Annotated in this window: 14 protein-coding genes; 13 read left to right on the top strand and 1 reads right to left on the bottom strand. The window is 41.6% G+C overall.

Features of this window, described 5'->3' with window-relative positions:
• Nucleotide 1: 1 nt before the first annotated feature.
• The 10 genes from OCU77_RS20345 (at nucleotide 2) to OCU77_RS20300 (ending at nucleotide 11,458) form a co-directional block, all read left to right on the top strand.
• The gene (locus OCU77_RS20345; protein ID WP_048900881.1) at nucleotides 2–3,448 is read left to right on the top strand and encodes a hypothetical protein; all 3,447 of its coding nucleotides are present in this window, start codon (nucleotides 2–4) and stop codon (nucleotides 3,446–3,448) included.
• 2 nt (nucleotides 3,449–3,450) lie between these two features.
• Complete coding sequence (locus tag OCU77_RS20340) at nucleotides 3,451–4,059, top strand: hypothetical protein (protein ID WP_048900880.1); 609 nt, start codon at nucleotides 3,451–3,453, stop codon at nucleotides 4,057–4,059.
• A gap of 29 nt (nucleotides 4,060–4,088) precedes the next feature.
• Complete coding sequence (locus OCU77_RS20335; RefSeq protein ID WP_048900879.1) at nucleotides 4,089–4,316, top strand: hypothetical protein; 228 nt, start codon at nucleotides 4,089–4,091, stop codon at nucleotides 4,314–4,316.
• Complete coding sequence (locus tag OCU77_RS20330; RefSeq protein WP_048900878.1) at nucleotides 4,316–5,929, top strand: hypothetical protein; 1,614 nt, start codon at nucleotides 4,316–4,318, stop codon at nucleotides 5,927–5,929. The genes OCU77_RS20335 and OCU77_RS20330 overlap by 1 nt, the downstream gene beginning before the upstream one ends.
• Nucleotides 5,929–8,526 carry a phage tail protein gene (locus OCU77_RS20325; RefSeq protein WP_107302719.1) on the top strand — a complete coding sequence of 866 codons (2,598 nt, stop codon included), beginning with the start codon at nucleotides 5,929–5,931 and terminating at the stop codon, nucleotides 8,524–8,526. Before OCU77_RS20330 ends, OCU77_RS20325 begins: the two co-directional genes overlap by 1 nt.
• 369 nt (nucleotides 8,527–8,895) lie before the next feature.
• Nucleotides 8,896–9,600 carry a hypothetical protein gene (locus OCU77_RS20320; protein WP_048898931.1) on the top strand — a complete coding sequence of 235 codons (705 nt, stop codon included), beginning with the start codon at nucleotides 8,896–8,898 and terminating at the stop codon, nucleotides 9,598–9,600.
• Nucleotides 9,591–10,004, top strand: coding sequence for a hypothetical protein (locus OCU77_RS20315; protein ID WP_048898932.1), 414 nt, complete (start codon nucleotides 9,591–9,593; stop codon nucleotides 10,002–10,004). Before OCU77_RS20320 ends, OCU77_RS20315 begins: the two co-directional genes overlap by 10 nt.
• Before the next feature lie 3 nt (nucleotides 10,005–10,007).
• A complete protein-coding gene (locus OCU77_RS20310) occupies nucleotides 10,008–10,670 on the top strand; it encodes a hypothetical protein (RefSeq protein ID WP_048898933.1) in 663 nt (220 codons plus the stop codon).
• 7 nt (nucleotides 10,671–10,677) lie between these two features.
• On the top strand, nucleotides 10,678–11,202 hold the full coding sequence (locus OCU77_RS20305) for a hypothetical protein (protein WP_107302718.1): 525 nt from the start codon (nucleotides 10,678–10,680) through the stop codon (nucleotides 11,200–11,202).
• Between the two features lies 1 nt (nucleotide 11,203).
• Complete coding sequence (locus tag OCU77_RS20300; protein ID WP_048898935.1) at nucleotides 11,204–11,458, top strand: hypothetical protein; 255 nt, start codon at nucleotides 11,204–11,206, stop codon at nucleotides 11,456–11,458.
• A gap of 32 nt (nucleotides 11,459–11,490) precedes the next feature.
• Here the strand turns inward: OCU77_RS20300 and OCU77_RS20295 are convergent, their stop codons facing one another.
• Nucleotides 11,491–11,832: a hypothetical protein gene (locus OCU77_RS20295; protein ID WP_048898936.1), complete on the bottom strand. Its 342-nt coding sequence runs from the start codon at nucleotides 11,830–11,832 to the stop codon at nucleotides 11,491–11,493.
• A 195-nt stretch (nucleotides 11,833–12,027) separates the two neighbouring features.
• On the opposite strand from OCU77_RS20295, the gene OCU77_RS20290 reads away from it, so the two are divergent.
• The 3 genes from OCU77_RS20290 (at nucleotide 12,028) to OCU77_RS20280 (ending at nucleotide 25,694) form a co-directional block, all read left to right on the top strand.
• Nucleotides 12,028–13,689, top strand: coding sequence for a hypothetical protein (locus OCU77_RS20290; RefSeq protein WP_048898937.1), 1,662 nt, complete (start codon nucleotides 12,028–12,030; stop codon nucleotides 13,687–13,689).
• Nucleotides 13,690–13,825: 136 nt separating this feature from the next.
• Complete coding sequence (locus OCU77_RS20285) at nucleotides 13,826–14,632, top strand: S1C family serine protease (protein ID WP_107302717.1); 807 nt, start codon at nucleotides 13,826–13,828, stop codon at nucleotides 14,630–14,632.
• A 175-nt stretch (nucleotides 14,633–14,807) separates the two neighbouring features.
• Nucleotides 14,808–25,694 carry a PLxRFG domain-containing protein gene (locus OCU77_RS20280; protein ID WP_107302716.1) on the top strand — a complete coding sequence of 3,629 codons (10,887 nt, stop codon included), beginning with the start codon at nucleotides 14,808–14,810 and terminating at the stop codon, nucleotides 25,692–25,694.
• Nucleotides 25,695–25,756: the final 62 nt, after the last annotated feature.

Genomic DNA, 25,756 nt, shown 5'->3' with positions numbered 1-25,756 from the left:
CATGGCAACTAATTGGTATCGAACCGGCACTATAAGTGTAACGGCAAATAGTAAATCCGTTGTTGGTGTAGGAACTAAATGGATTGACGCAGGGAACAAACCACTTGCTGGCGATATTCTTGTATTGGGTGGCGAGTTTCATGAGATTGAAACGATCACCGATAACGAACATTTATCATTGTTCACACCATTCTCTGGTTCTACGGGCAAAGGCTTAAAATATGCGGTAATAAGAAATACATCGCTAAATATTAGCTCGCGCATTGCCGCGTCTGTCTCTCGCGCAATCAACTCAAAGCAACAACTTCTTAATGAAATAGATGATTTTCTAACAAGCAATGCTAGTTCTGTGGTTATACATAACTCTTTCGGTGAGCCTATGTCATTTATTCCACTACCAAAGTTAACATCTATTCTTCAAACAAATATCAAGAACATAGCTAACTTACAGAAGATTTATAACGATGCTGTTTTAGCTAGAGATAAATCAAAAGCCTATGCGGATCATGCTGCGAAAAATCTAGCTGAAACGAAGAAAGTAAAATCTGATGTTCTGACGCTTAAAGGTGATACAAACACCATTAAGAACGAGACGAACACAATAAAAAACGATACTGCAAAAATTCAAGCTGAAACAGCTAAGATACGTGATGAAGCCAAAACAATTAAATCTGCAACAGTGCATGAAAAAGAACTTGCTCATGCAGAAGTTGTTAAGGCTGCTACAGAGGTTAGTAAGGCTACCGCAGAGGTTGTTAAGGCTAAATCACAGGTGGCTGCCGCAAAATCGGAAGTCGTGAAGGCCAAAGCAGAAAAGACCGCAGCGGCAGGAAGTGCGTCTGCTGCTGCTAATTCTGTTACTCAAGCCCAAGGAAAGGTTGCGACAGCTACAATCCTTGTAGCAAAGGCAAGAGAGTGGGCAGAAAAACAGCATTTGCATGCCGTTGAAACCGATCCTAAAGGGGCTAAACATTTTTCCTCACTTCATTGGGCGCAAGAATCACAGGCTGCCGCAGATTCTGCCGGGGACTCTGAAACAGAAGCAAAAGCCGCTCAGTCTGCTGTTAATAATGTAAAAAAAAGTGTGGTTGCTATGCAGAAAGCAATCGCGGTCGTTGAGGCTGGTGTTAAGTCAGATCTTTCTAAATCAAAAACACTAACGGCTCAAATTCAAGCGCAGCAAGCGAAAGTTATAGCTGATATTGCAGACGAGAAAAAACGCCACGGTGAAATTAAAACGATCGCAGCTCAGGTAACAGCCGATAAGAAAAATGTTGCTAGTCAGCTTATTACTGCTGCGAATATGTCCAGAGTCTGGAATGATGCCGGGAATTTCACCCCAACAGCAAAAAAAGAGTATCCAGCTCCACCAAGTGGGTCACTAACAGTTTTATACACGATTCGTGGCATAACAGGGGCTAATTACGAATTTAAAACTGGGGTATTAAAAGGCGTTCTTGCTAAAAATAGTGGGATATTACTTGGGTTCAAAACATCATCAGGTTGGCTATGGGAATACATGGCCAGCATCGATGGTAGTGCTTTTACAGTAACGATAAACAATAAAACAGGTCGAAACATTAAGCTTACTGCGGCAGATCTCGGTACGTTAACAAGCGCACAAATCAGCAGTAGCTACCGCACAAAAAGCGATTACAACTTCACAGCTAAAGATCTTGAGATAGCTAATAAAAAAATACTATCACATGGATCTCAAATACTGGTTGCCTCTGCATCGGCTAACCACTTTGGTAGTGAATCAAAACAGTTGGTTTTACATACTAAGGCTGCAACAAGCCCGCAAATTGTTGTTGGCCGAACAACTAAAACACTCGCTACAACGCAAGATATTACTTCTCATATCGCAACCTCAGCATTAAAAATTGATGGTTCTAACCAGATGGATGGAACTGTTACGTTTAAAGGATCTAGACCTCAAAATATATATGACCTAGTTAATTTATCCACTGGTGCCCGTGGTGCAAAAAACCTACTTCGTAAATTTCGAGGTGGTAACGGTGATACGATCTGGCATGAAACGGTAACGGGAGGCCATTATCGTTTGGCAACTGGTACCACAGATTCAGTTGAAATTTTAAGGCTAGATTCTACAGGTGGATGGCTTGGTGGACATCAGATCTTTACCAAGGGGTATAAACCAACAGCAGCAGATGTAGGTGCATTAACGCAAGCGACCGCAGACGGCCGTTATCTTGGTAAAACAGCTAAAGCAGTAGATAGCGCTAAGTTGGAAGGGAAGACGAAAGCGCAAGTTGTAGCGGAAGCTCGTAGCGGGTATTTAACCGCCGCAACTGCCAAAACTAGCTATTTGCCTATAAATGGGAAGGCTGCGGATTCAGCAAAACTTGAAGGTAAGACGAAATCAGAAGTTATCGCGGAAGCTCGTAGCGGGTATTTAACTGCATCATCGGCAACAACTAAATTCCTTGGTAAAACGTCAAAAGCTGTGGATTCAGCAAAACTTGAAGGTAAGACGAAAGCGCAAGTCGTTGCGGAAGCAAGATCCGGTTATTTAACATCAGTATCTGCAACAAGTAAGTTCCTAGGTAAAACGTCAAAAGCTGCGGATGCGAATCTATTGGATGGTATTAACAGCAATGGTTTTTGTCGTGCATATTCAGGATCAACTGGAACGGGAGCAGGTAATTGGACAACAGATCAATTTGTTACATGGCTAAAGTCTAAAGGTGCGTTTAACCAACCGTATTGGGTCATGAGAGGATCATGGGATTATGCTGGTAATAAAAAAATTACTGATACAGGAATTGGGATAATCCATCTATCAGGTTGCGTTATCGAAGTGATTGGAACGGTCGGTAATTACACTATACGAATAACTACGCCGACCACTTCTAGTGGTGGTGTTAATAATGCCCAATATACCTATGTTAATAATGGACCAACATATTCACCATCTTGGCATAGAGATTACAACACAACATATAAACCAACAGCAGCAGATGTAGGTGCATTAACGCAAGCGACCGCAGACGGCCGTTATCTTGGTAAAACAGCTAAAGCAGTAGATAGCGCCAAGTTGGAAGGGAAGACGAAAGCGCAAGTTGTCGCGGAAGCAAGATCCGGTTATTTAACATCAGTATCTGCAACAAGTAAGTTCCTAGGTAAAACGTCAAAAGCTGCGGATTCAGCAAAACTTGAAGGTAAGACTAAATCGCAAGTTATCGCGGAAGCTCGTAGCGGGTATTTAAGCGCAACAACCGCTAAAAGTAGCTATTTGGCTATAAAAGGAAAAGCAACGGATTCAGCAAAACTTGAAGGCAAGACTAAAGCGCAAATTGTTAGTGATGCCAGATCGGGATTAGCTTCAACATCTTTAATCAGTTCAAAAATTAAAGGTAAGGCAGGTAAGGGTGCTCCAACGGGAAGTGATATTCCAGCAGTCGGCGGTCTATTTGTTAGGTGGTAACTATGTCAGGTGAAATGTTTTTCAATGATAAAAATGTAAATAATAAGGCTAAGGAAGCTTGGTATAACGATAATGGGCACCAAAGGAAGGCAAAAGAAATTTGGTATAACAATAATGGTTCTTTAGTAAAAGTTTTCTCAGGACTTGAGTTTATCTGGTACAAGCGTGCTCGATATGGCTGGGGGTCAGTTAAAGGTGATATTGGGTTTCTTGATAGGAAAGTATATATAATGTTTAAAGGGCTAAAACAAGGCTTTAAACATCATATTCAGATTGGTAGTGATGGAAATCCAGACCATGAAAAGCCTATTAATATCGATGGTATATTTTCTCTTGATTTAGATAAAAAAGCATATGTACTAATAAAGAAGGGTAAATATTCAGATGATTTAGGCGACACAATACAAGCTAAGTTGTGGGTTGGGCATGACGATGTTAGCAAGGCTAAAATAATAACTTATGAAAAAACAGCAAGTATACCAAAGGGTTTTAATATGAATGGTGGGCATTTGTATGTTGCTGATGCGAAAGATAGCTCATTATTTAGATCTTCTTTTGCTGTTAATAGAACATACGTCAACTGGCAAATAGGTCGAGTTAAAAATATTTAAGTTATTGTTGATTTTTATAGGCTGAAATTATGTTCAATAAACTATTCGAAAATAATCCGCTTGGTATTTTAATGCTTTGTGCTTCTATTGTTGGGTCTGGATATGTAATGAATTACCGATTGGATAGTATTGATAAAAGCCAGCATGATATGGCAGAAGATATAGATACTATACAAAAAGATGTTGGAGACCTACAAAATGCAGTCTCGGCTTTGAAAGCTGTCAATGAATACAAAGAAAAATTGGAGGGTCATTGATGCCTGTTATAAATTTAATGGCCTTTGCTGGCGAGCGTCCAAAACAAGCACCTAGATCACTGCCAAATGAATATTCGACTAAGGCGCTAGATTGCGATTATCCTGTAGGGAATTTGGAGCCGTACAAAAAACCTAAAGTAATATCTGAGAAGTTATCATCGGTGAATAAAACGATCTTCAAATATGAAGATAAGTGGTGGTTTAAATGGGAGTCTGATGTCGATGTTGTTTTATCTCCAATAGATAATGATCCTTGGGGGCGTGTTTACTTCACATCAAAACAAGGTTTACGCGTTACAAACAACCAGATATTTAACGGTAAAAATGATTTACCCGCTGCAAGTTTTCCTCTTGGTGTTCCATCACCAAAAAATGGAGTAAATGGTGTCGTTGTTCCTCCGACACCAAAGCCTGCAAAAGATGAAGCAGAAGATGATGAAACTCGATTTTATGTATTTACTTATGTAACTGAACAAGGTGAAGAAAGTGCGCAATCTCCACTTAGTAATCAGCTTGAAATTAAGTATCCATCAAGTGAAGTTAAGATAACTTTCCCGCCACAAGGAAAGTTGCCCGGCAATGTAACTAAGCGGCGTTTATATCGTTCTGGTACTGGTGGTGGTGTTTCTGATTTTTATAAGGTTGGTGATTATAACTTAGCAACATTAAATATCATCGATAAGCTTGAAGAATCAGAGCTTGGTGAAACACTTCAATCTAGGAGTTTTGAGCCACCAAATAAAGCTATGAATTTTTTAACATTAATGCCTAATGGAATCTTAGTTGGTGGATACAAAAACAATGTATGTTTTAGTGAGCCGTATTTGTTACATGCTTTCCCGCCAGAATATCAACAGACTACTGAACATGAAATCGTTGCTATGGAGTCAGTTAGTAATCTTCTATTGGTTGGAACAAAAGGCTATCCATGGATATTTCAAGGCACATCAAGTGATGCTATGTCAGGGCGTAAACTCGAATCGATGCAAGCTTGTGTTAGTAAGCGTTCAATGAGAAACATTGACAACTTGATAATATACGCATCACCACATGGGTTATGTGCTTTCACAGGTGATGATGTCAAGTTAATAACGTCTGATGTAATTAATAGCTCACAGTGGGAGGCAATGAAGCCTGAAACAATTGAAGCATATTATTATGATGGTAAGTATCTAGCGTTCTATGGGGATAATCTTGATAAATCATTCACGTATAACCCAGATACAGGGTCATTAAATTTTTATTCATTTGGAACTGACTTAGGCTATACGGATCTTTTTACCGGAAAGTTCTATATGCGGTCAGAAGATGGTAAGTCAATTGCAAAATGGAATAACGGAGCAATCAAAGACTACGTTTGGAGGTCAAAAGAATATTATGGGTTATTGCCAACATTTAATACGCTGTATGTTAGGGCAAAAGATATTAGCTTGGTTGGTTTAAGAATCATTGTTGATGGAAAAGTCATACATACTTATACAGAAGGAAGCTTGAAAGATAAACCTGTTAGAATCCCACCAAAGCGCGGTAATACATGGCAGTTTGAAATTTTTGGAACTGGAATTGTTGAGCAAGTTTGTATTGCCACTAGCATGGCGGAGGTTTACGGGTAATGGTTGCCAAAACGCTACAAAATAAACGCTCGTCACAGGGCAAATTTTCAGCTATACCGCATAAAACTGGTAGTGATCAGGTAATGGATGCCGTGGCATCAAACTTGGAACAGTTAACTGGTATGCGTGGTGCTGGTGGTAAAAAAGCAGTATTGTGGGAAGATCTTAAAGGATTAGGAATTGCTGAATTAAAGAATGGTAAATCTAAAACTTTAATTGACCTAAAGCGACTTGCTAGTAGTAGAGCGTCTACTGGCAATAATACTGGAGGTGTCATCACTGGAGGTGATGTAGTAGAAACACCAACACAGCCTAGAAACTTAGTCGCAAGTTCAGGGTTTGGTGTGGTAACTCTAACGTGGGATACAGCACCATATAAAGGTCATGCATATACAGAAATTTATCAAGCTACAGAAGATAATTTCAGTAAGTCTGTTCGTATAGATACATCAGCATCTAATATTGACGCTTTGCCATTACCACAAAAAGGTGATTTTTACTTCTGGATCAAATTCATTAACGAAAAAGGTGCAGCCTCACCTATAAACTCAACAAATGGCACTCATGCAAAATCAGTTGTTGATACCAAATTCCTGTTAGATTTAATCAGCGGGCAATTAAAGCTTCATCCTGAGTCTTTAGGATTAAAACCTGAAAATTTAGGAATAGATTTAAGTAAGTTTGCAAATGCAGAAGTTGTGGAAAAACTTGATGTTCTTTTGGCAGAAGCTGCTCTTGAAAATTCACTTACCACCGATGAGCAGACAACATCACGTAGAATTGAGAATAAGGAATTAAGTGCAACTATAAAGCGTGATTATTACACTGCAATTAATACTGATAGTGCTATTGCTGCTGCTGTTCAGCAACTAAAATCTTCGATTGAAGATCCTAACGGCAATAGCGTTATGGCTACGCTTACTTCTCAGTACGCAACTAAGGCAACTTTAAATAAGTCTGTAACAAGCTTAACTAATAAGCTTAAAAGTGAAATTGGTAAGGTAAACGCAACACTTAAAAATGATTACGCAACCAATACAACTTTAAATAATGCGATTTCTCAGGCAAAAACATCATTGCAATCAAAGATCAATGATCTTGATAGCACGCTAACTACAGACTATAAGACGTGGGCAGATACTAATAAGGCTATTAGTCAGTTAAGGACGTCTCTTACATCAGCTATTAATAATGGTGGTGTTGCAAACAGCAATTTAAAAAATACAGTAGCTCAACTTAAATCAACGTTACAGCAAGATTATGCGACTAAGACAGAACAAAGCACTGCAATTAGTAATCTTAAAACAGCGTTAACTAGCACGATCAATGGGGTAAAAAGCGATTCAACTAAAGCATTGAATTTAGTTAAGTCAGACCTTACACAAAACTATGCGACTAAGACATCGCAGACTTCGGCTATTAGTTCTTTGCGCACTTCATTATCAAGCTCACTAACGAAAGATATAAATACAGCCGCCAGTTCAGCGGTAGCTGACGCTAAAAAGGAAACCACAAAACAAGTCTCGTCTTTGTCATCTAATATCGCGCAAAGTTATGTCACTAAAACAAGTCAGGGAACCGCACTATCTAATTTAAGTACCACATTAACGAGTTCGATCAGTAAAGCTGCAAAGAGTGAAACAACTAAGCAAGTAAATGCGGCAAAGGCTGCTGTTAATAAAGAAACAACTAAGCAAGTAACAGAGGCAAAGGCTGCTGCTGCCAAGTTGGTAACGGATGCAAAGGCTGCTGCTGCTAAGTTGGTTGCTGATGCAAAAACCTCTGCAAATAATGAAACAACTAAGCAAGTAACAGAGGCAAAGGCTGCTGCTGCCAAGTTGGTAACGGATGCAAAGGCTGCTGCTGCTAAGTTGGTTGCTGATGCAAAAACCTCTGCAAATAATGAAATAACTAAGCAAGTTAACTTGTTAAAGGCAACTCTAAAAAAAGACTATTTCACTAAAACTGGCACAAATTCAGCTATATCTCAGGCTACAACAACATTGAAAACATCATTAAATGGTGTGTCATCAAGTATCACAACGTTAAAGCAATCAATATCAAATGTTAAAGGTGGTTATACAGCATTATGGGGGGTTAAAGCTGACATAGGCAAGCTTCATGCAGCAGTAGGTTTAGTCGCTAAATCATCAAAAGACAATACAGTAGCTAATGCAGTCTTTACTATTAAGAACGCAGGTTTCAGAGTTGTATATGACGATGGAACGGGGAAGGAACACGCGACTCCAATTTTTGGAACGGTAAATAATCCTGACTACACGCCTAAAAACGGTAAGCCTAAGCAGTTACTCGCGATCAATACGGCAAGTATTAAGGTTGCGAATATAAAAGATTTGGTGACGGGCAGTATTGTGGCTGACTCGATTGTTGCTAGTAGTACAATCAGCGCACCAAAACTAAAAACACCGACCATAAACGATATTCACTCTAAATTTTACGTTGATAGCACAGGGCATGTTCAATTAAGGGATGTGCTGATTAAATCTGGTAGCGGTGCTTCACGTATGGTTATCACTCAAGACCGAATAGAGGTTTATGAAAATAATCATTTACGTGTGCGTTTAGGTCGTCTGTAAGGGGTTATAAGTGGCATTTGGAATAACTATCTATCTAAATGATGGTACTAATTTTTCTCATGGGTACATCCCAAGAAATGTTATTAGACAGCAGACTGTAAACACATCTACACGGTCGGGGCTTGGTAGGCATGAAACAGGAACTATTTACCGAGGTGTAACCCCAAACGTAGATTACAAAGGGAATTTTGAGTGGATCGTCGTTCCTTCTGGTACGCCAGCATATTGGGGTGGGATCTTTATTTGGCATCGAGGTGATAACATTTACTACGAGAAATGGCATTGGAATAACCAGGGGGGAAATCGCCCTAGTGGTTATGATCAAGTGTTTTATGCTCATTCAATTACAGCGATAGGGATAGTCACACGATGACATACGGTTTTCTTGTCACAAATAGCGCAGGCAAAGAGATCATTTACGGTAAAGAGTACATTCCTGTTTGCGTGTGGGCTGGATACTTAAATGTATCTCTTTCTAGGAGTGGTTATGTCGATCTTGGTGCTTCTTATGAGGGGGATTACATAATATTTGCCCGTCATGTTAGTGGTAGTGTGGTAGCGCCAACACTATATGCCTCCAATTCACGAGGAAAAATAAGAGTTAATTGGAGCGCCAAACCATCATCAGCTTCACAAGCGCCACAGGGCGTATTGCCATCGGGTAAAATCAAGGTTTATGTTGTTGGTAGAACGCCGAGAAATACCAACATATCAGGTAAGTGGGGCGTTGCGCTTTATGATTCAGATGGGAAATTAGTCTTTACTGGAACGCTTCCACCAGCGCCAATTATCGGAATGAATAGCAAGCAGAAAGGGTACCCAAGATTTGGTGCTCATAGCGCAGTTATACCAAACAGGTGTAGGCAAAAAACAGAGGCTCATGGGGTTATGAGGCCAAGTGGTACTGACGAGTATTATTACAACTGTATAGTGAGTGGGTCAGGAGTGGTTACTTATGGAGTGAGTATCTATATGAACACAGTGCCTCAACCAGAGGCTGCAAGTGGGGCGTGGGATATTCCTTATGCTCTGATCGCTATAGACACGACACATGCGGATCGGATATGGAAATAATATTTAAAAAAGTTAATTACGATATTTATCGTTCCATGCTTGAAAGGAAATTAATGTGTGTGGCGACTCGTGATGATATACCAGATCTTGTTGAAGACACGTTTAGATTATTGAGGGATGGTAAAGCTCATTTGTTCTTATGTCCTACTGGTGGAGCGATTTTAGAGCCTGTTATCGATAATGGTATTGCTTGTATCAATGTCGTGTTTGGTTGGAATACTAATGGACGAGGCATATTAGATTACAGCGGCGTTTATGAAAAATTGGCTCGTGATATTGGGGCAACTAGGATAATTAGCTTTGCTCGTAGAGAGGGGGTATTCAGGTTATGGAAGCGCCAAGGCTTTTATAAAGTGGGATACAATGAGCAAGGTCTTATTAAGTTTGCTAAGGATTTGAGGTGATATATGGGTAAAGGTGCCGGGAAAGTTGAAGAAACTGAATATCAAAAAGCCATAGGTAAGCGAGCAGGTGCCGAGTGGAATAGATACCAAGATGTATTTGTACCTGTAGAAAATGAGTACATTCGTCAGTCCAAAAATATGAATAGTAAGGAGACTTACAAAGGTGTTGAGGGTGATGTAAACCTTAATGCAAGATCTGCAAATGACGCAGTCACTGCGCAAGTCGAAAAGAGTATGAATGCAGCCGGGATAAATCCAAATTCAGGTAAAGCAACGGGTACGATAAATAACATATCCACTACTAATATGGGTAATCAAGATCAGGTTGCTGGTCAAGGACAACATAGTGCGACTGAGCGTTATATTGGTAATCAACAAAATGTTGTTGCCATGGGGCAAGGGCAGAAAACGACCGCAACTGCCGGGTTACAAGATATTGCCAGAGCATCCGGACGTAAAGCTACAGATTCCGCCATACGTGAAGCTAATGCCGTATCTATCCCTGCTGTAGCTGCTGGTGTTGGTGCGTCTGCCTTAGCTGGTACATCGGCAGGACGTGAAGGGTTATCTAATGTTGGTAAAAATATTAAAGCGGGTTTATCTGAATCTGGCGGTGTGCCTATTGGTGCAACCAACCAAGGTGGGTATGGAACAAGAATGGCGTAGGTGAACTATGAATTTAGATAGAAGCGGAAGGTTTGATAATTTTGGCAATGGTAGTGTATCAAGCAGTATCAAAAGGCCAAATGCTGATCTTGATACTGGGCGTTACCCGGATGGTGGGTTATCTGACCGTGGGAGGGTTGATCTAAGCCGTGGTGGATATTCGAATATGATGGCGCAGTTAACTAGGCAGCAATATGCAGATTATTTAAAACGATTCCAACCAACTGAAAATTCGCTAATAAAGAATGCTACAACTAACGATCTTTATGATTTGCAGGTGGCAAGAAATAATGAAATTACCTCAGGTAATTACAATAGAACAAATCAGCAACAGGCCGCAGCTCAAGAAAAGTATGGGTTAACTGATAGGCGTACAGATCAACAAAAACGAAATCTCGATACGACACGCGGTTTAGCTCTTGCTTCTATGAACAATGAGAGCAGACAGGCGATCGGTGATCTACAGCGAAATATTATGACTGGTGCTGCTGGTGGTACTCGACAACATATTAATAAATTGAGTGAGCAATAATATGGGTTATGGTTTAGTTGATGTCGGGAGAAATACTGCCCGTGGTGCTTTGAGTAGTTTGTCTGATCTTGATAAACAGCAGGCACAAAGAGAATCTACAAATGAAATGCTAAAGTCACAGAAGAAGAACCAAAGAGCGCAAATGGCTGGGTCTGGTGCCATGCTTGGTGCTTATGTTGCTGCTGGCACCTCGGTAGGTGGTCCATATGGTGCCGCTATAGGCGCTCTAGTTGGGCTAGCTGCTTCATACTTTTAGTTAAGGGGCGGTTTCGCCCTTTAGCCAACTGACTAAGGTTTGTAATTATTAAATTCAAACTTTCTAATATGGGCATTGCATCGCATTTTAAATATGAATTGCACTTTTTCAGTGCTTATTTTCTCAGGAACCTCTTTAACCTTATACACCTTTGCTCCCTCATTACCTATCTTGGAGTCTAATATTCCACACGAAACCATATTTTTTAAAATATGCCCAGTAAATGTATAACTTGATTTTGTCTTGCGAGATAAGTTAACCAATGTACGACCATCAATATAATATGGGTTTTCATTGATTGCATCGCGACAGAGTATTCTATAGATCTTCTTTGCCTTATATTTGATTTTTAATCTTTGAAATATCTTAAGCATTACCTTTACCATTAATTTTGTGCCACATTATTAGGGTAAATCATTTGATATTCAGTTAAATGGCTATAATTGGTATCTTATATACCATAGTTGGATTGATAATCATTCTCACTTTGCGCATTCAATAAATCACACCTAATTAGTGGATGTATTGATCGTATAATATTGACACAACTTGTATGTAGGTTAATTAGTATGGCGAATGTAGCTGGAAGTTTTGCACAAGGTATGCAGATTGGTGGCGGGCTTATTGATATAGCTAATCGTAAAGAAGATAGAGATAATAGGCTATCTAGAAACAAAGTTATTGAAGAACGTCAAGATACTCAATGGGAACAGTCACAGCAAGACCGTGAACAATCGCTTGCCGATAGAGATACAGCTCGTAAAGAGCACAATAAAGACCGTGATAGAATAGCTACTATTCAAGGCCGTGAAGATGTAGCTTGGAGACATCAACAAGAAGAATATAACCACCAGAAAAAACTTAAAGAGCGTCAAGAAGGGTATAATTCGGTCTTTTTGCCTGCAATTGATAAGGCAATCTCAAGTGGTGATTTTTCAGGGTTAGAAACCCCTGAATTTCATAGCTATGTAAAGAAAAATCCTCAGTTTGACTTAGAAAATATATTAGGTGATAAAACAGGAACTGCGCTTGGTGATGCAACTCAAATATTGCGTGGTGCTGCAAATGGTCAAATTCCTGATGAAGATGACCCCAAACTATTGGGTGCAGTAAATTCGTTATTTCCAGAAATTACTAACGCAGAAGGTTTGCCAAGTATTTATACCGATGGAAAAGGTAAGCAGTCAGGGATTACTGGCCGCCGTATATCAGCAGTGCATGTAATGCCTAATGGATCCTTAACTATCCAGCAAGAATTGACATTAGATGACGGCTCTAAGGTAAAGGTTCCCGTTACCGAAAATCGAAGTAGTGATCAGAATGATACGGTAATGCAAGTACCAATGAGTGTGTTTAGTGATCGTATGCACAGCTTGATCCAATCTCGAAACCACCTTAAACAGACTCAACTTAATAACTACCGTCAATTGCAAACAGGTAGATCATTAAACCTTGATAATGATGGAAAGGTTATTACTAAGAAGAATGGTCGAGGCAGTATACGTTCTGGTGGTTCATCTACCAGCACAAGCTCATTGGTAAAACAACAGCTATCAGAAGCCAATGATATAAATACTAGATATGATAAGCAAATTGCAGACATAAAAATGCAGGGGCTGGAACCAGAAGAAGAAAAAGCACAAATAGGTCAGGTTGAAAATCGCAGGGTATCATCAATAAAAGCTCATGATGATTTGTACTCAGGGTTAACAGACATTAGAAACAGTGATCTTCCAGAAGCTCGCCACCGCAGTGCAGCGGAGAAAGTTTTAAAATCTGTAGTTAAACAGTATGACGCTTATGAATTTGACGCCAACGACAAGTATCAAATTAAGCAATATGTGTTAAACAATCCAAGTGTAAGTTCTGACGATATTCAAAGTGCTATAAGTGCAATGATAGAAAGTGGTGATGTAACTAAGAAAAACAGCAATAACAATACAAGCTCAAGTGATCTCGTAGCTGAAATTATGAATAATGGAAGCAATCAAGATTCAGGCGCAGCAAGAAATAATAATTTAACAGAAGAAATTAAATCTCTACCATCAGGTAATGAGGTTCAACCGCAATATGGTGGTGAACTAGGTACAGCATTACCCGGATATGAAAGAGGGGAGGGGTTATCTAGCTATGGCCGTCGTGTTGCTGAAGGTGTTAGGGATGGGGCAAATAACTTTGTCGATACAGCTAACGGTTTACAGTCTAGCCTACAAAACTATGTTTCAAAATAGTTGATTTTAAACTCAGTGTGCAGCCATCCTTTAAGGATGGCTATTTTGTATGTGAAATATAAGAACTACGTTTAGTGTGATTAATACTTATTCGTATTGGGTTAAAATGCTATAAATTCAATAATAAAAAGCCAATATGATGGGATTTGAAATTTTACAAAATAAACACATAAAGTCAGTTTTTTGTATAGCTGCATTTTCATTGCAAGGATGCGCGATTAATCCATATACTGAATTTTATCAATCATATGTTGATGGTAAAGATTTGGGTAATTATTCATATGTTTTGAAAAAAGGAGAAGAACCAGAAGTTTTAAAAGGTGACTTTGATAAAGTAATCTCAATAAGAGATTCTTACTTAAGAAATAACTATAAACAGATTGGATACAGTAGTTTTAATGGGTCAAAAAGTAGTTCTGATAGTGCCATAAAACAAGCTAAGAAAGTTGGAGCTACTGTAGTTTTGATTGCATCTGAATATGCATCAACTGAAAATATACAACAAACACTTCTTTTGCCACAAACAAGCACCACAAATACTTTCGGTATGGTAGGAAACTCTACGGTTAATCTTTACGGCACAACGCAAAGCATGCAACAAACAACACTGAATAAAACTATTGATAGATATGATCAAGCCGCAGCTTATTTGGTTAAACTAAAAAAAGAACCAGTGTTTGGCGCTGTAGTTAGTGCACTAGATTTCAAACAAAAGCAAGAAATAAATAGTAATAAAGGTGTTGAAGTTAAAATAATTATAGATGGAAGTCCTGCATATTTAAACGATGTTTTAGAAGGTGATATATTGACAAAAGCTAATGGGAAGGAACTTTTAAACCCTGATGTTGCCGTTAATATTTTGACTAGCTTCAAACATGGAGATGTTGTTAACTTGGAATATTGGCGAAAAGGTGAAAAACACATAAAAGAAATAACGTTATAAGCTTATATTTTTGTATAAAAATTCTTATTAAAAAGCCAGATATTAGTCTGGCTTTTTATTGGCCGTAGTAAATGGTGTTTTTGAACGCGCCAGCGCTGTATTCGATGGTGAATCTTTATCACCGATGGTCAACATCAGATCGTATAATGAACCAAACTAAGTACAGGGGTGGTTCATGGATTTCAATGATGCAATGGCTAAAGTCCAAAAGGACAAGGCCAACCAGAACACATCAACGTTTGGTGATGTAGTTGATATGGCTCAACAAGGCGTCATCCAAACAGGCGCGGGTGTGGCTAACTTTTTCGGGGCTGAAAATACCGCCGATTCACTTAACAAGTGGGCGAACGAGCAATATGAAACGTTAACGCCAGAAATGAAAACCGCCATGACGAAAGATATTATCAATGATGATATGTCGTTTGGCGAAGGCGCTAAGGATTGGCGTACTTGGCTTGGTACCGCATCTAATATTATGGGCGGTATGGCTGCAACCATGGTTCCGGGTGGCCTTGCGGCAAAAGGTGTTTCAATGGCTGGCCGAGGAGCTGCGGCGCTTAATGTTGCCGGGCGAACTATCACCGCAGCAGAAGCGACCAATGTTGGAACCAACGCATTGCTTAACCTTGCGGCAGGTAACGGCGGTCAAGCGGCAAATGTTAGAAATGACATAGAAAACCTTTCTTACCAAGATCTGATGAGTTCACCAAAATTTCAGCAGCGTGTGCGTGATAACGTTACATCCGGGATGGAAAATGAAGCAGCACTTAATTCCGCACGATCTCAGATAGCACAAGAAGCGGGTGATTCCGTTCGTACCGACTTCACTTTGGGTGCCGTTAACCTTATCGCTGAAACATTGGGTGATCAGGCTTTCGGTAAACTTCTAAAGGGTTCAATTGGTAAAACCATCAAAGGCGCAATTGGTAAAGGTATGCTTTCAGAAGGCACAACCGAATCAGTGCAGGGCGCAACAGAGCAATATCGATCTAATGTTCGCACCAATGAAGCTATGGGGGTTGAGGGTGATAACAGCGAAGGAGTAGGAGCGGCCGCGCTCGAAAGTGGTTTACTTGGTGGGATGATGGGTGGTGCCGCTGGTGCGCCCGGTGGGGCTATTGCACGTAATCGCCGCCGTAAAGTTGAAACAAGCTTTCAGAAAGTAGCAGAAGATGCAGTAAGAGGTATGAAAGCGCAAGGTATGGATGAAAACGCCATAGCTAAAGCGTTACAACCTAAATTTGAAAATAAAGCAACTGAACTTGGGTTTGATGCAAATGAAGCTACCGCACTTGGTGCCCAAGCTGTAGCGCGTGCGTTTGGTAAACTTCCGTCAGCGCAAGAAACTCATGCAACAGAAGATCAGGCAGAAGCGGCAGCAGCACAGCAGCAACCAGAACAACCGCCGCAACAGCAACCGCAGCAACAGCCAGAACAACAACCGCAACAACCGTATTCAAGTACAGCTCATGGCGCGTTAACGAATGATGCTACAGATCTTATTCGCAGATTAAACGCATTAAAAAAACAAGCTGAACAAGGGGGTGATCGCGAGCTATCAAGCCAAATAGGGCAGGATATGAACCGTATCTTTAGCGGCCGTACTCGTTTGGTTAAAGATACTGAGGCAGAGCCAATTTATACGCCGGAAGATCGTGAAGGTTTCCGCAATATGATGTCTCGAATGAATGAGAGTTACTTCTCACAGCCAGTAGAAGCCCAAGCGGAACCGCAACAAAGTGCCATGTTTGATCCTGAGACTGGAGAAGTTATTGAAAGTGCGGTTCAGTCGCAACCAGTAATTCCCGAACAGCCGCAAGAGCAAGCGCCACAAAGTGAACCTGAGCAAAGTGAACAATTTCCGGCAGTAACAGAGGATGTTGACCAAGCACAAACTCAACTAGCCACCAGCATTAGCAATGGTGATCTTGGTTTTGCGAACGAACAAGCCCAAGGTGATGAGCAATTCAGAGCTGGCTTACGCCGGGCAATGGATATTTCACCAGCCGCAGTTGTTCAGGTAGCTGAAATGCGCAAGTCTGGGCAAATTAACCAAGAACAGGCTATCAGTGCACTACAGCGAATCATCAATTCAGTTGAGTTAAATCAGCGTGATCAGCTTGCCCCAACGGAACAAGAAAATTCATTACGTAATCAACAAGCATTAGAACGAAATTCACAAGAACAAGCTTATGAACGAGGACAGGGCGGAGCATATCAGCCTAACGTTGAGGAGTCAGAGGCGTTCAGACGAAATCAGGCTCGATTGCAACAAGGATTCCAAGAGCGAAGCCAAACAAACGCCGCTAGTGGCAATCAACAGTCTCCCGGTGAGCGTGATATTACACCGCAGCAATCCCGTGTAACAGATCAGACCGTTCGTAATGCACCACAAGTAGAATTTGATCGCTGGTCTGATTTTAATGCTGGCGATGAGAACGTTGATCAGCGTTATGATCGAATGGCGAATGAATATGAAATGAATCCGGAAGATGAGGAAGATACGTTTTTCCGCCGTGAACCTCATATTGTCGCCCAAGAGCCAGCACAGGCACCACCAGAGCCAGAGCAGCGCCGACCTCGCCATAATGCACGTCAGGCTAAAAAAGCAGAACAACGAAATGAGCAAGCAAGACAGGAACTTGAACAAAGTCGCTTAGACCAAGAAGAAGCAGAACGACAAGCTAATGCCCCAGTTTATCAAGCAGGAGAGGTTACAAATACCCCTTTCGCTATTGCATTGGCTAAACGAGCTAAGATCCCGAATGCAAACACTAGCACGTCAGGACACGCAGTTAACCAAAGCACACAAATGGGTATCAATAGCCGAGCGCTTGTTATGGCCGTTGGGGATGAAGTGGGTGATGTTGGTGTTTTGCCCGAAAACTCATTTGAAACGGTTTTTAATGGCCTAAGTAATGACGCACAGCGTGAAATATTCAATATGGTTTACCCTGACATTGAATACACCGGGCAGTCACTAAACGATAACTTTGACACGATTGAAATCAATAGAGCTTGGGAGTGGCGCAGAGAGGAAGCACAAAAACGTGAGAACGCCAGAATAAGAGCAGAAACCGCAACGCAACGTGAAGCGGCAGAGGCCAAGATTGAAGAAGAAAAGGCCATAGCCGCCGCCGCTAAAAAAGCTCGTCTAGCAGAAGAACGCCGGGCTAAAAGAGCTATCAAAGTTGGCGACAATATTCCTAATGTTGTTGTTAATCGCCTATCGACGTACCAAGTGAATATCACGCCAGTTAATGACGCTGAAAAGTTGCGTGGAAAGCCAATTAGAGTTGAGCGCAATACAGCTAATAAAACTATTACGGCCACCGAGTTGGGCAGTAACACCTTAATTCGCGCAACGTATGGAACTCGCGACCCGGAAGGGGTACGGGGTGTTGATCGTGCTTCTGCGGTAGTTGGTGATTTTGGCACGCTGTCGGATGCAATTGATTGGATTAATGAAGCCGTAAGTTATCGGTCTGAAATTCAGCTCGAAGCATTACGCCGCTACGAAGCAGACAAGGCGAGTAACAATACAGAGCAGCGCCAAGAATTTAACCGATCTTGGGATAATGTTTTAACTAAATCGGATCGCCGCCAAGCACTAAAAATTGCTTATCCAGACTTTGAAACGCATAACATTAGCGCCAGAGCTTCTTTATCGGGTGATGCTTTATCCGTTGAGGCATACAACAAGCTTGAGTCAATCATTTATAACTGGGGTAAAGAGACAGCACCAGAGCCAGAAACCGACACTAACGGTGATATTCAAATATCTCATGGCGGGTTAGGCGTTACATTCAAAGCCTTTGATAATGAGCTGAATAATGGTTACAACCGTTCAACCCATTTAGGTAAAGGTCGAGACTTTAACCAAGAGTTGCAAGATGGTGCCAAGGACATAATCAATCAACTTTCTTCTCGTAATTTACTTGATACGCCGGAGCGAAAAGTTAAAGCGAAAGAAATGATTCAGAATTGGATTTCACGCCAATCTGATTTCTTGGCTTGGGAGGCTCGCCATGCTGAGAAAAACCCTAGCTGGTTAGTCACAGGACGCGCCGGGCGCAACAATGACCGACACAATTCAGCTAATGAACGCCACATGCGCGATTTTAGTAACAAGGTTGATGCAGTAAGTAATTACCGTAAATCGATTGTTGGTGCGGTTGAGTCAATTCGTAATGAAGAACAACGAGCAGCACACCAAGCTAGTGGTGAAGAAACCGCAAAGAAAAATCTTGAAAGTGATGTTATAGGTTACATCGTTCGTGATGTTTATAACTACATCAAAGATGGTAAGGGGGTTGTGGCCGCCGATAATAAAAAGTGGGCGTTACCGAAAGCTAAAAAAGCGTTAGATAATTTAATTAGCTTGGATCCAAGCCGTGCGGATGAACTTATTAAGAAAATTGATAATTCAATTCAAACTGACTCACAGGGTAAATTCACACTTAAAAATGTTCTTGGTGGCCGCCGTTCAGCAGTTGGTAAGCTGGTGGATGATCGGGTCAGTGGTTCGGTAAGAGAGGAGGCGCAACAAGAAGCGCCAGCAACCGAGACACCAGCAAATAACGCTATTACCCCAGTAATGAGAAACGCTGTAATTCGTAAGCTTGCAAAAATTAAAACGGCAGAAGATAAAGCGAATACGCAATCAGAAAAGCGATATAAAACTGAATCACTTTTGTCTACAGAGCGAAGCAGTGCCGATAGTAATAACCCTAAGATGCGAGCAGCTAATCAAAGTTATAAACGCGCTCAAGAAGCACTCAAAAAAGCAGAGTCAGAGCTTGATGACTTATTTAAGCGTTACCGTGATGAACAAGGCGGAACAGAAAGTGCGTGGGATGATCTTGTTAATGGGCAACAAGGCCACTTAGATGTTAATTCATGGAGTGATTTAAATAGCGATAATCCACCAGCAGAAAGTAATACGGCTAATGAAGAATCAAATACGACTCAAGGAACGCCAACAGTTAATGAAGCGGCAAAAGCAATTGATAGCGTTCGTGAGTTAATTGCTGAAACATCATCCTATAAGGTCGGCCAGCGTGACAGGGCCATAATCGCTTTAAATAAGTTATTAAAGACCGCAGGGATTGAAACGCATGATGAATACGTTATCGGCACTAAGTTGCGTTCATCGTATGAGAGTGAGCGAATTGAAGGATTGAGACTTGCGGCTGAATTTCTTGGTGTGTCTTATGAGCCGGAGCCAACACCACCGACTGGTGGCGGGAATAACCCAAGTGGCAATACTCGCGAATCATCAACTCGAACGCAAACCAGCACACGCGGCCGTGGCCGATCTCGCCCTAGCTCAATCAATGGTTACATAGCTGAAATTCGCAAGGCGAATGATGGTGATTTGGAACGTAGCGAAGTGTTAGAGCTTATCGATCAATGGTCAGAAGATTCAGGCAAGTTGCTTGATGATATGGCATCAATGACGATACCTAACATATTCAAAGTTATGGGGGGCGGCTTTGCCGCTCGCTATAAAGGTGAGCGGAAGGATACCGTTGTTAAATCAGCGATTAATAGAATTGGTAGTGATTTTAACTTTGTAACCACCGCCGATGAAATGACAACGATAAGATCTTTGCCTTCGGTTCGCCTCGATGTGGAGAGTATGAGCGATGAAGAATTTAATGCCATTAGGGATAAGAAGAAAGCAGCGGCGGCAGAGGCTCAAGCGGAAACAGAGCGCCGTAAGTCAGCGCTTGGTAATCCGCAAACGTTGGATGACTACCAGCGCTACGCGCAAGCTAACGGTGGTGGTATTCAAGCTTTCAGTGATGAGCAATTAGCAACATTCGATCGTCTTTATGTTGAAAACCAACTTGAAAAACAGGCAGCAAGGCATGAGCGCCAGTTAGAGCAGCAAGCAACGGTTACAGCAGTTGAAACAAACGGTGATCTCTCTTTATCTAAGATTGATTCTTTCAATGATAAGAAGGGGGTAAATCGATTTGGTGCGGCCTTTGGTGATGTGGATTCAGACCAGTACGCTTTGATGAAAGATAAAGCGCGTCAACTTGGTGGTTGGTACGCTCGCAAGTGGCAGCAATTGCCGGCACGTTTTGATTTTAAGACAGAGCAAGCGCGTGATGATTTCTTGTCAGTAATGGGCGGCCTTAACGTTGATCAGTCAGAGCGTGTTCAGGCTAGGGCAGAAGTAAAAGCAGAAACGTTGCAAGAACACCAATTTAATACGTTAACCAAGAAGGCCGATTCGTTACAGATTAAAGCCGATGAGCTTCTTAATGGTGATCGCCAAACTAATACCGCTCGCCGGGCAGCTATGGCAGCAAGTGCGGTGGCAAAGGGTGATCGATTTGAAGCGCAAGCAAACATCATGCGTAAGATTGCAAGCGGTGTTAAATCCGGTGATTTTAAGATCCTTGGTAACTTAACGGATATTACCCAATTAGATGAGTTAACCGGGGTGATGAATCGCGTTAAGTGGGATATGCCAGAAGAAGTAAGGGAGAAGTACGCAAGCCGGGATAATAACGGCAACTGGAGCTTATTACCTGAAACAAAATTTAATGACATTGCTAGATACGTTAAATACCCGGCGGCACGATCTCGCCCGGAAAGCTTGCGATATATTGCCGATGAGATCAGAGATAAGCCGGGTTTTAAAGCCATTGCTAAAAAGATAGATAGCAACCTTAAGAATGTTGGCAACAATGAAATGATTAACCTTAATGGCTCTCAGTGGGATGGGGTTGTTAAGAAGGTGAGAGAGATTGCCCGTAATCCGGCTAAGTTTGGCATCTACCGCGCAGAACATATTAATGAAATGTTCAAAACTCAAGATCGTTTAAAGCGTATGGGTATCAATGGTGCGATTTCATTACGTGAGGCATTACGTGAATACGAACAAGCCAATAACGGCAAGATTAGCACCAAGCGAGAAGTGACTCGCCTTGAGACATTAACAAATAAGATCACTGATATTATTCGCGGCAATAGAAACGCGTTTAATGACTTTTTCCCTACACCAGAGAACGAAGCCCAAGACGTTGTGCAGCGTGCTGATATTAAGCCGGGAATGAAGGTTTTAGAACCTAACGCTGGTATGGGGCACCTTGCTGATTTGATTGCTGAAAAAGGAGCGGATCTTGATGTTGGAGAATTAGCCAACACAATGGCAGAACTACTTGAAGAAAAAGGGCATAACGTCGTTGCGGGTGATTTCCTTGAATATAATCCTGGGGAGATTTACGACCGTATTGTGATGAATCCTCCTTTTAGCAATGATTCCGATATTACGCATATAAATCACGCGTTAACAATGCTTAAGCCGGGTGGCAAACTGGTTGCTATTACCAGCTCGATGGCTGGCGATCGTGGAAACACCACGAACAAAAACTTTCGCCGATACCTTGACGAAGTTGGAGCCGTTGAAGAACTGCATGAACCGGGCGCGTTTAACCAAAGCTTAAATAAAACCGGAGTTCGCACAAAGGTTATAGAAATTGATAAACCCGATTCAGATGTAAATTTTGACAATATTCGTTTCAGCAAAACAAGTGAGGTTGAATCTAAACCACGCGCCAGCATGACGCCGGATTCAGTGGCTACAGTGGCACAAGCATGGTTAGATGATTATGAAGGCTTAAAGTCTGCGAATGTGACCGTTGTTCCTACTATGAATGATTTATATGACTTAGTGGAAACGGAAGAAAACGCGAATGTTAAAGGTGCATGGTTATCTGGTGATAACCGTGTCGTTCTGGTGGCCGAGAATTTGGAAAACATCGCGGATGTTCGTAGAACCTTACGCCATGAATTGATTGCTCATAATGGCCTGTATGGAAATCTCACCACCGAGCAACAAAAAGCACTGACACGCAAGGTTAACTCTTTACGTGGTAATAGTTCGTTAAACGATATTTTCACGAGTGTAGATAGGGCTTATAGAACAGCCCCAGCAGACGTTAAAGCGGAAGAAGTGATCGCTCGAATTGCTGAAAATGAAAGTGGTTCACTTAGAAAGTTAGCAGACAAGGTTATATCTTGGGTTATGGGCGCATTGCGTAAAAGCGGCGTTCTTAACCAAGAGCGAGTAACGCTATCAGAGATCCGCAATATGATAAATAACACGGATAGCGACTTAAGAAAGGCGAACGGAAAAACCACGTTAAGCAATATCGTTAGGTTCAGTAAAAAAATCTCAGACATGAGCGAAGACGAAGCCCAACAATCTGATCCAGCTATGAGCGTTGCCGATGCCTTAAGCGCCCAGAATGATAGCTACTTTAAACAGATGCTTGGTAAAACAAGTAACGGTTGGATCGCAAAAACATTCGATTCGATTAAAAACGGCGGATGGTCATTACTTAACTTGCGTCAAATAGCTGAGGTTGGGAGGAATCGTGTAGGTCAAGATGTTGGTAACATTCTTGATGGATATGTTGAGAACAAAGATTTATTCACTACGCGAAAAACGGACTTGATCGAAAAGGTTAGCAAACAAGCCGAGGCACTTAACCAATTCCGCCGGGATAATCCCGAAGAATCAGAACAGGTCTTTAACTTTCTGCATGACGCGACTTTAGCAGATATTGATCCGTCAGAAGAATATAGAGATCAGACGGCAGAGAAAACCGAAATGGTTAAATCGCTAATTCGTCTTTATTCTGAGTATGGCGGTGAAAATTCTAAAAGGGCGAAAGAAGTACGCAAAGAACGCGAGAAGTTAGAGAAAGAGATTAAGGGAGAAAAACGCCGGAAGATTAAACACCAAGCTTTGCGTGATAAATTCTTGGCTATGTCACCAGAACAGAAAAAAATATTTCAGGATGTTCGTGACCACTATATAAGCCAGCGTGAGGAAATGGATAAGGCGTTAGAGGACAGAATCGCAGATCTAGCTATGGCCGGAAGCGCTAAGTCTGGTGAAAATACTTACCATAGATATATGATGGAAAAATCCCGTCTTGGCTTTTATGTTCCTCTTGGCCGCTTTGGTGAGTATTGGTTATCTGTTATGGAAGATGGCGAAAGTCGTTTTCAGATGTATGAAACCGAAACGGACATGATGCAAGACTATAACAAGCTGGTGGCAGCGGGTTATCAGCCTAACATGGGTAAAAAGCTTGCTGATGCCCACTCTATGCAGAACGTGAGCACGGGTTTCGTGTCTGACGTTCTTAAATCGATTACAAGTTCAAATACTAACGATCAGGCCAAAGATGCATTGCGCGATGATATTTATCAGTTGTATTTGCAGACTATGCCGGATCGCTCTATTCGCCGTGCATTCATTCATCGAAAAGGGATCGCGGGATTTTCGGAAGATGCCGCTCGTGTACTTGCAGATCAAGGGGTAAGGCAAGCCAATCAACAAGCACGCCTTGAGACTGAAAAACGCTTCACTGACTTGATGGATACACTTAAAAAAGAGACAGAAAGTAGTAACAATGTTTCCGCTGGGCGGTTGTATAACGAAATGGGGTTACGTCACCAATGGATGCTTAATCCACAGCGTGCAAAATGGGCACAGAGTTTAACTGGGTTTGGTTTTTTCTGGCAAATTGGTGTGTCACCAGCATCCGCGCTTATTAACCTGTCTCAAAACTGGCAAGTTGCACTACCTGTTATTGGCTCAAAGCATGGCTTTAAAGATACGGCCGCAGAAATGGCGAGTTTGTCTACATTGTTTGCTAAAACGTTCGCAGCTAAAAAGCGTGAAGTTGGGTTTAATGGTGAAATTGATGTTTCGAATGGGATATTGGGTTCAGTCGTTAGTGATGATGAGCGAAAAGCACTTAAACATGCAATTCAGATAGGTGCAATTGATGTAACCCAAATGGCGGATTTATCCGGCATGGCTGAAAGCGATAGCACTAGCTATACAGGCCGCATGGCTAAGGTTCAGCAATGGATCGGTAAGCCGTTTCACTGGGCAGAAGTGTTAAACCGTGAGGTTGCGTTCTTGACAGCTTATCGTATGGCTAAAAAGAATGGCTCAAATAATGATGATGCGGTTAGGTATGCAGCGAAAGCAACTTGGGAATCACACTTTGATTACTCAAGCCGAAACCGTGCAAGGTTCATGCAAGGCGATGTTGCGGCTGTAGCGCTTCAATTCCGCCAGTACAGCCAGAACATGACTTACTTTTTAGTAAGTAATTTCTTCAAGGCGATTAAGGGTAACGATCCAGAAACTAAAAAGTTAGCGCGTAGACAATTATTATCAACCATGGGGGTTACGTTTGCTATTGGCGGTCTTAATGCAATGCCTATTGCAACACTAGCTGGGATTGCTAACTTGGCTTACGCGGCTGCGGGTGATGACAATGAACCATGGGATGCTGAAACCGAATTGAAAAACGCGATGGCTGAAACGTTTGGTGAGGATTTAGGCAAACATATTTATTATGGAACCATGCCGAGTGTGTCTAGCCGTATAAATATCGACTTCTTGCGCATGTGGGTACAAGAAAATAATGCGGATAACCCATACGACTGGGTACTAAATATGGGGCAGCAATCCATGGGTGTTACTTTCGGTACTGCTTTAAGTTTTGGCCGTGGCCTTGGGTATCTTGTTAACGGGCAGACTTTACGGGCGGCTGAGTACACGTCACCAAAATGGATTAAAGATGTTTTACGTACCGCTCGTTATGCTCGTGATGGTGGCAACGTTACTAATCGCAATGGTGAGATTTTAGTTGATGACATATCACCACTTGAATACGTTTCACAAGGGCTTGGTTTTACGCCTTCACGGTTAGTGATGCAATATGACATTAACAGTGCATTGAAAGGTTATGAGCGTGAGGCTATGAATCGTAGGAAAAGTTTGATGAATGCTTATTGGCTTGCGTATCGCAACCGTGATCATGATGGAGTTAAAAGTATTCAGGCTAAGTTGCGCGAATACAATAAATCGTCATGGGGTCGAGTTCGTCCGATAACATCGGACGTATTGAAAAAGTCAGTAAAGCAGCATCAAAAGTTATCGAGCAAGGCAGTTAACGGCGCGCATTTTAACGATAGTTACATTAAGTTATTGAATGAGAATCAATACTGGTAACGAACATTTCATAATTGGCTATTAAATCATATGCAGTAATTTGCTATTTTGTTGGAACGATT

This window comes from Photobacterium swingsii (assembly GCF_024346715.1).
GTDB lineage: Bacteria > Pseudomonadota > Gammaproteobacteria > Enterobacterales > Vibrionaceae > Photobacterium > Photobacterium swingsii.
The sequence above is the reverse complement of the archived record's forward strand: the minus strand, read 5'-3'. Positions and strand labels throughout refer to the sequence as shown.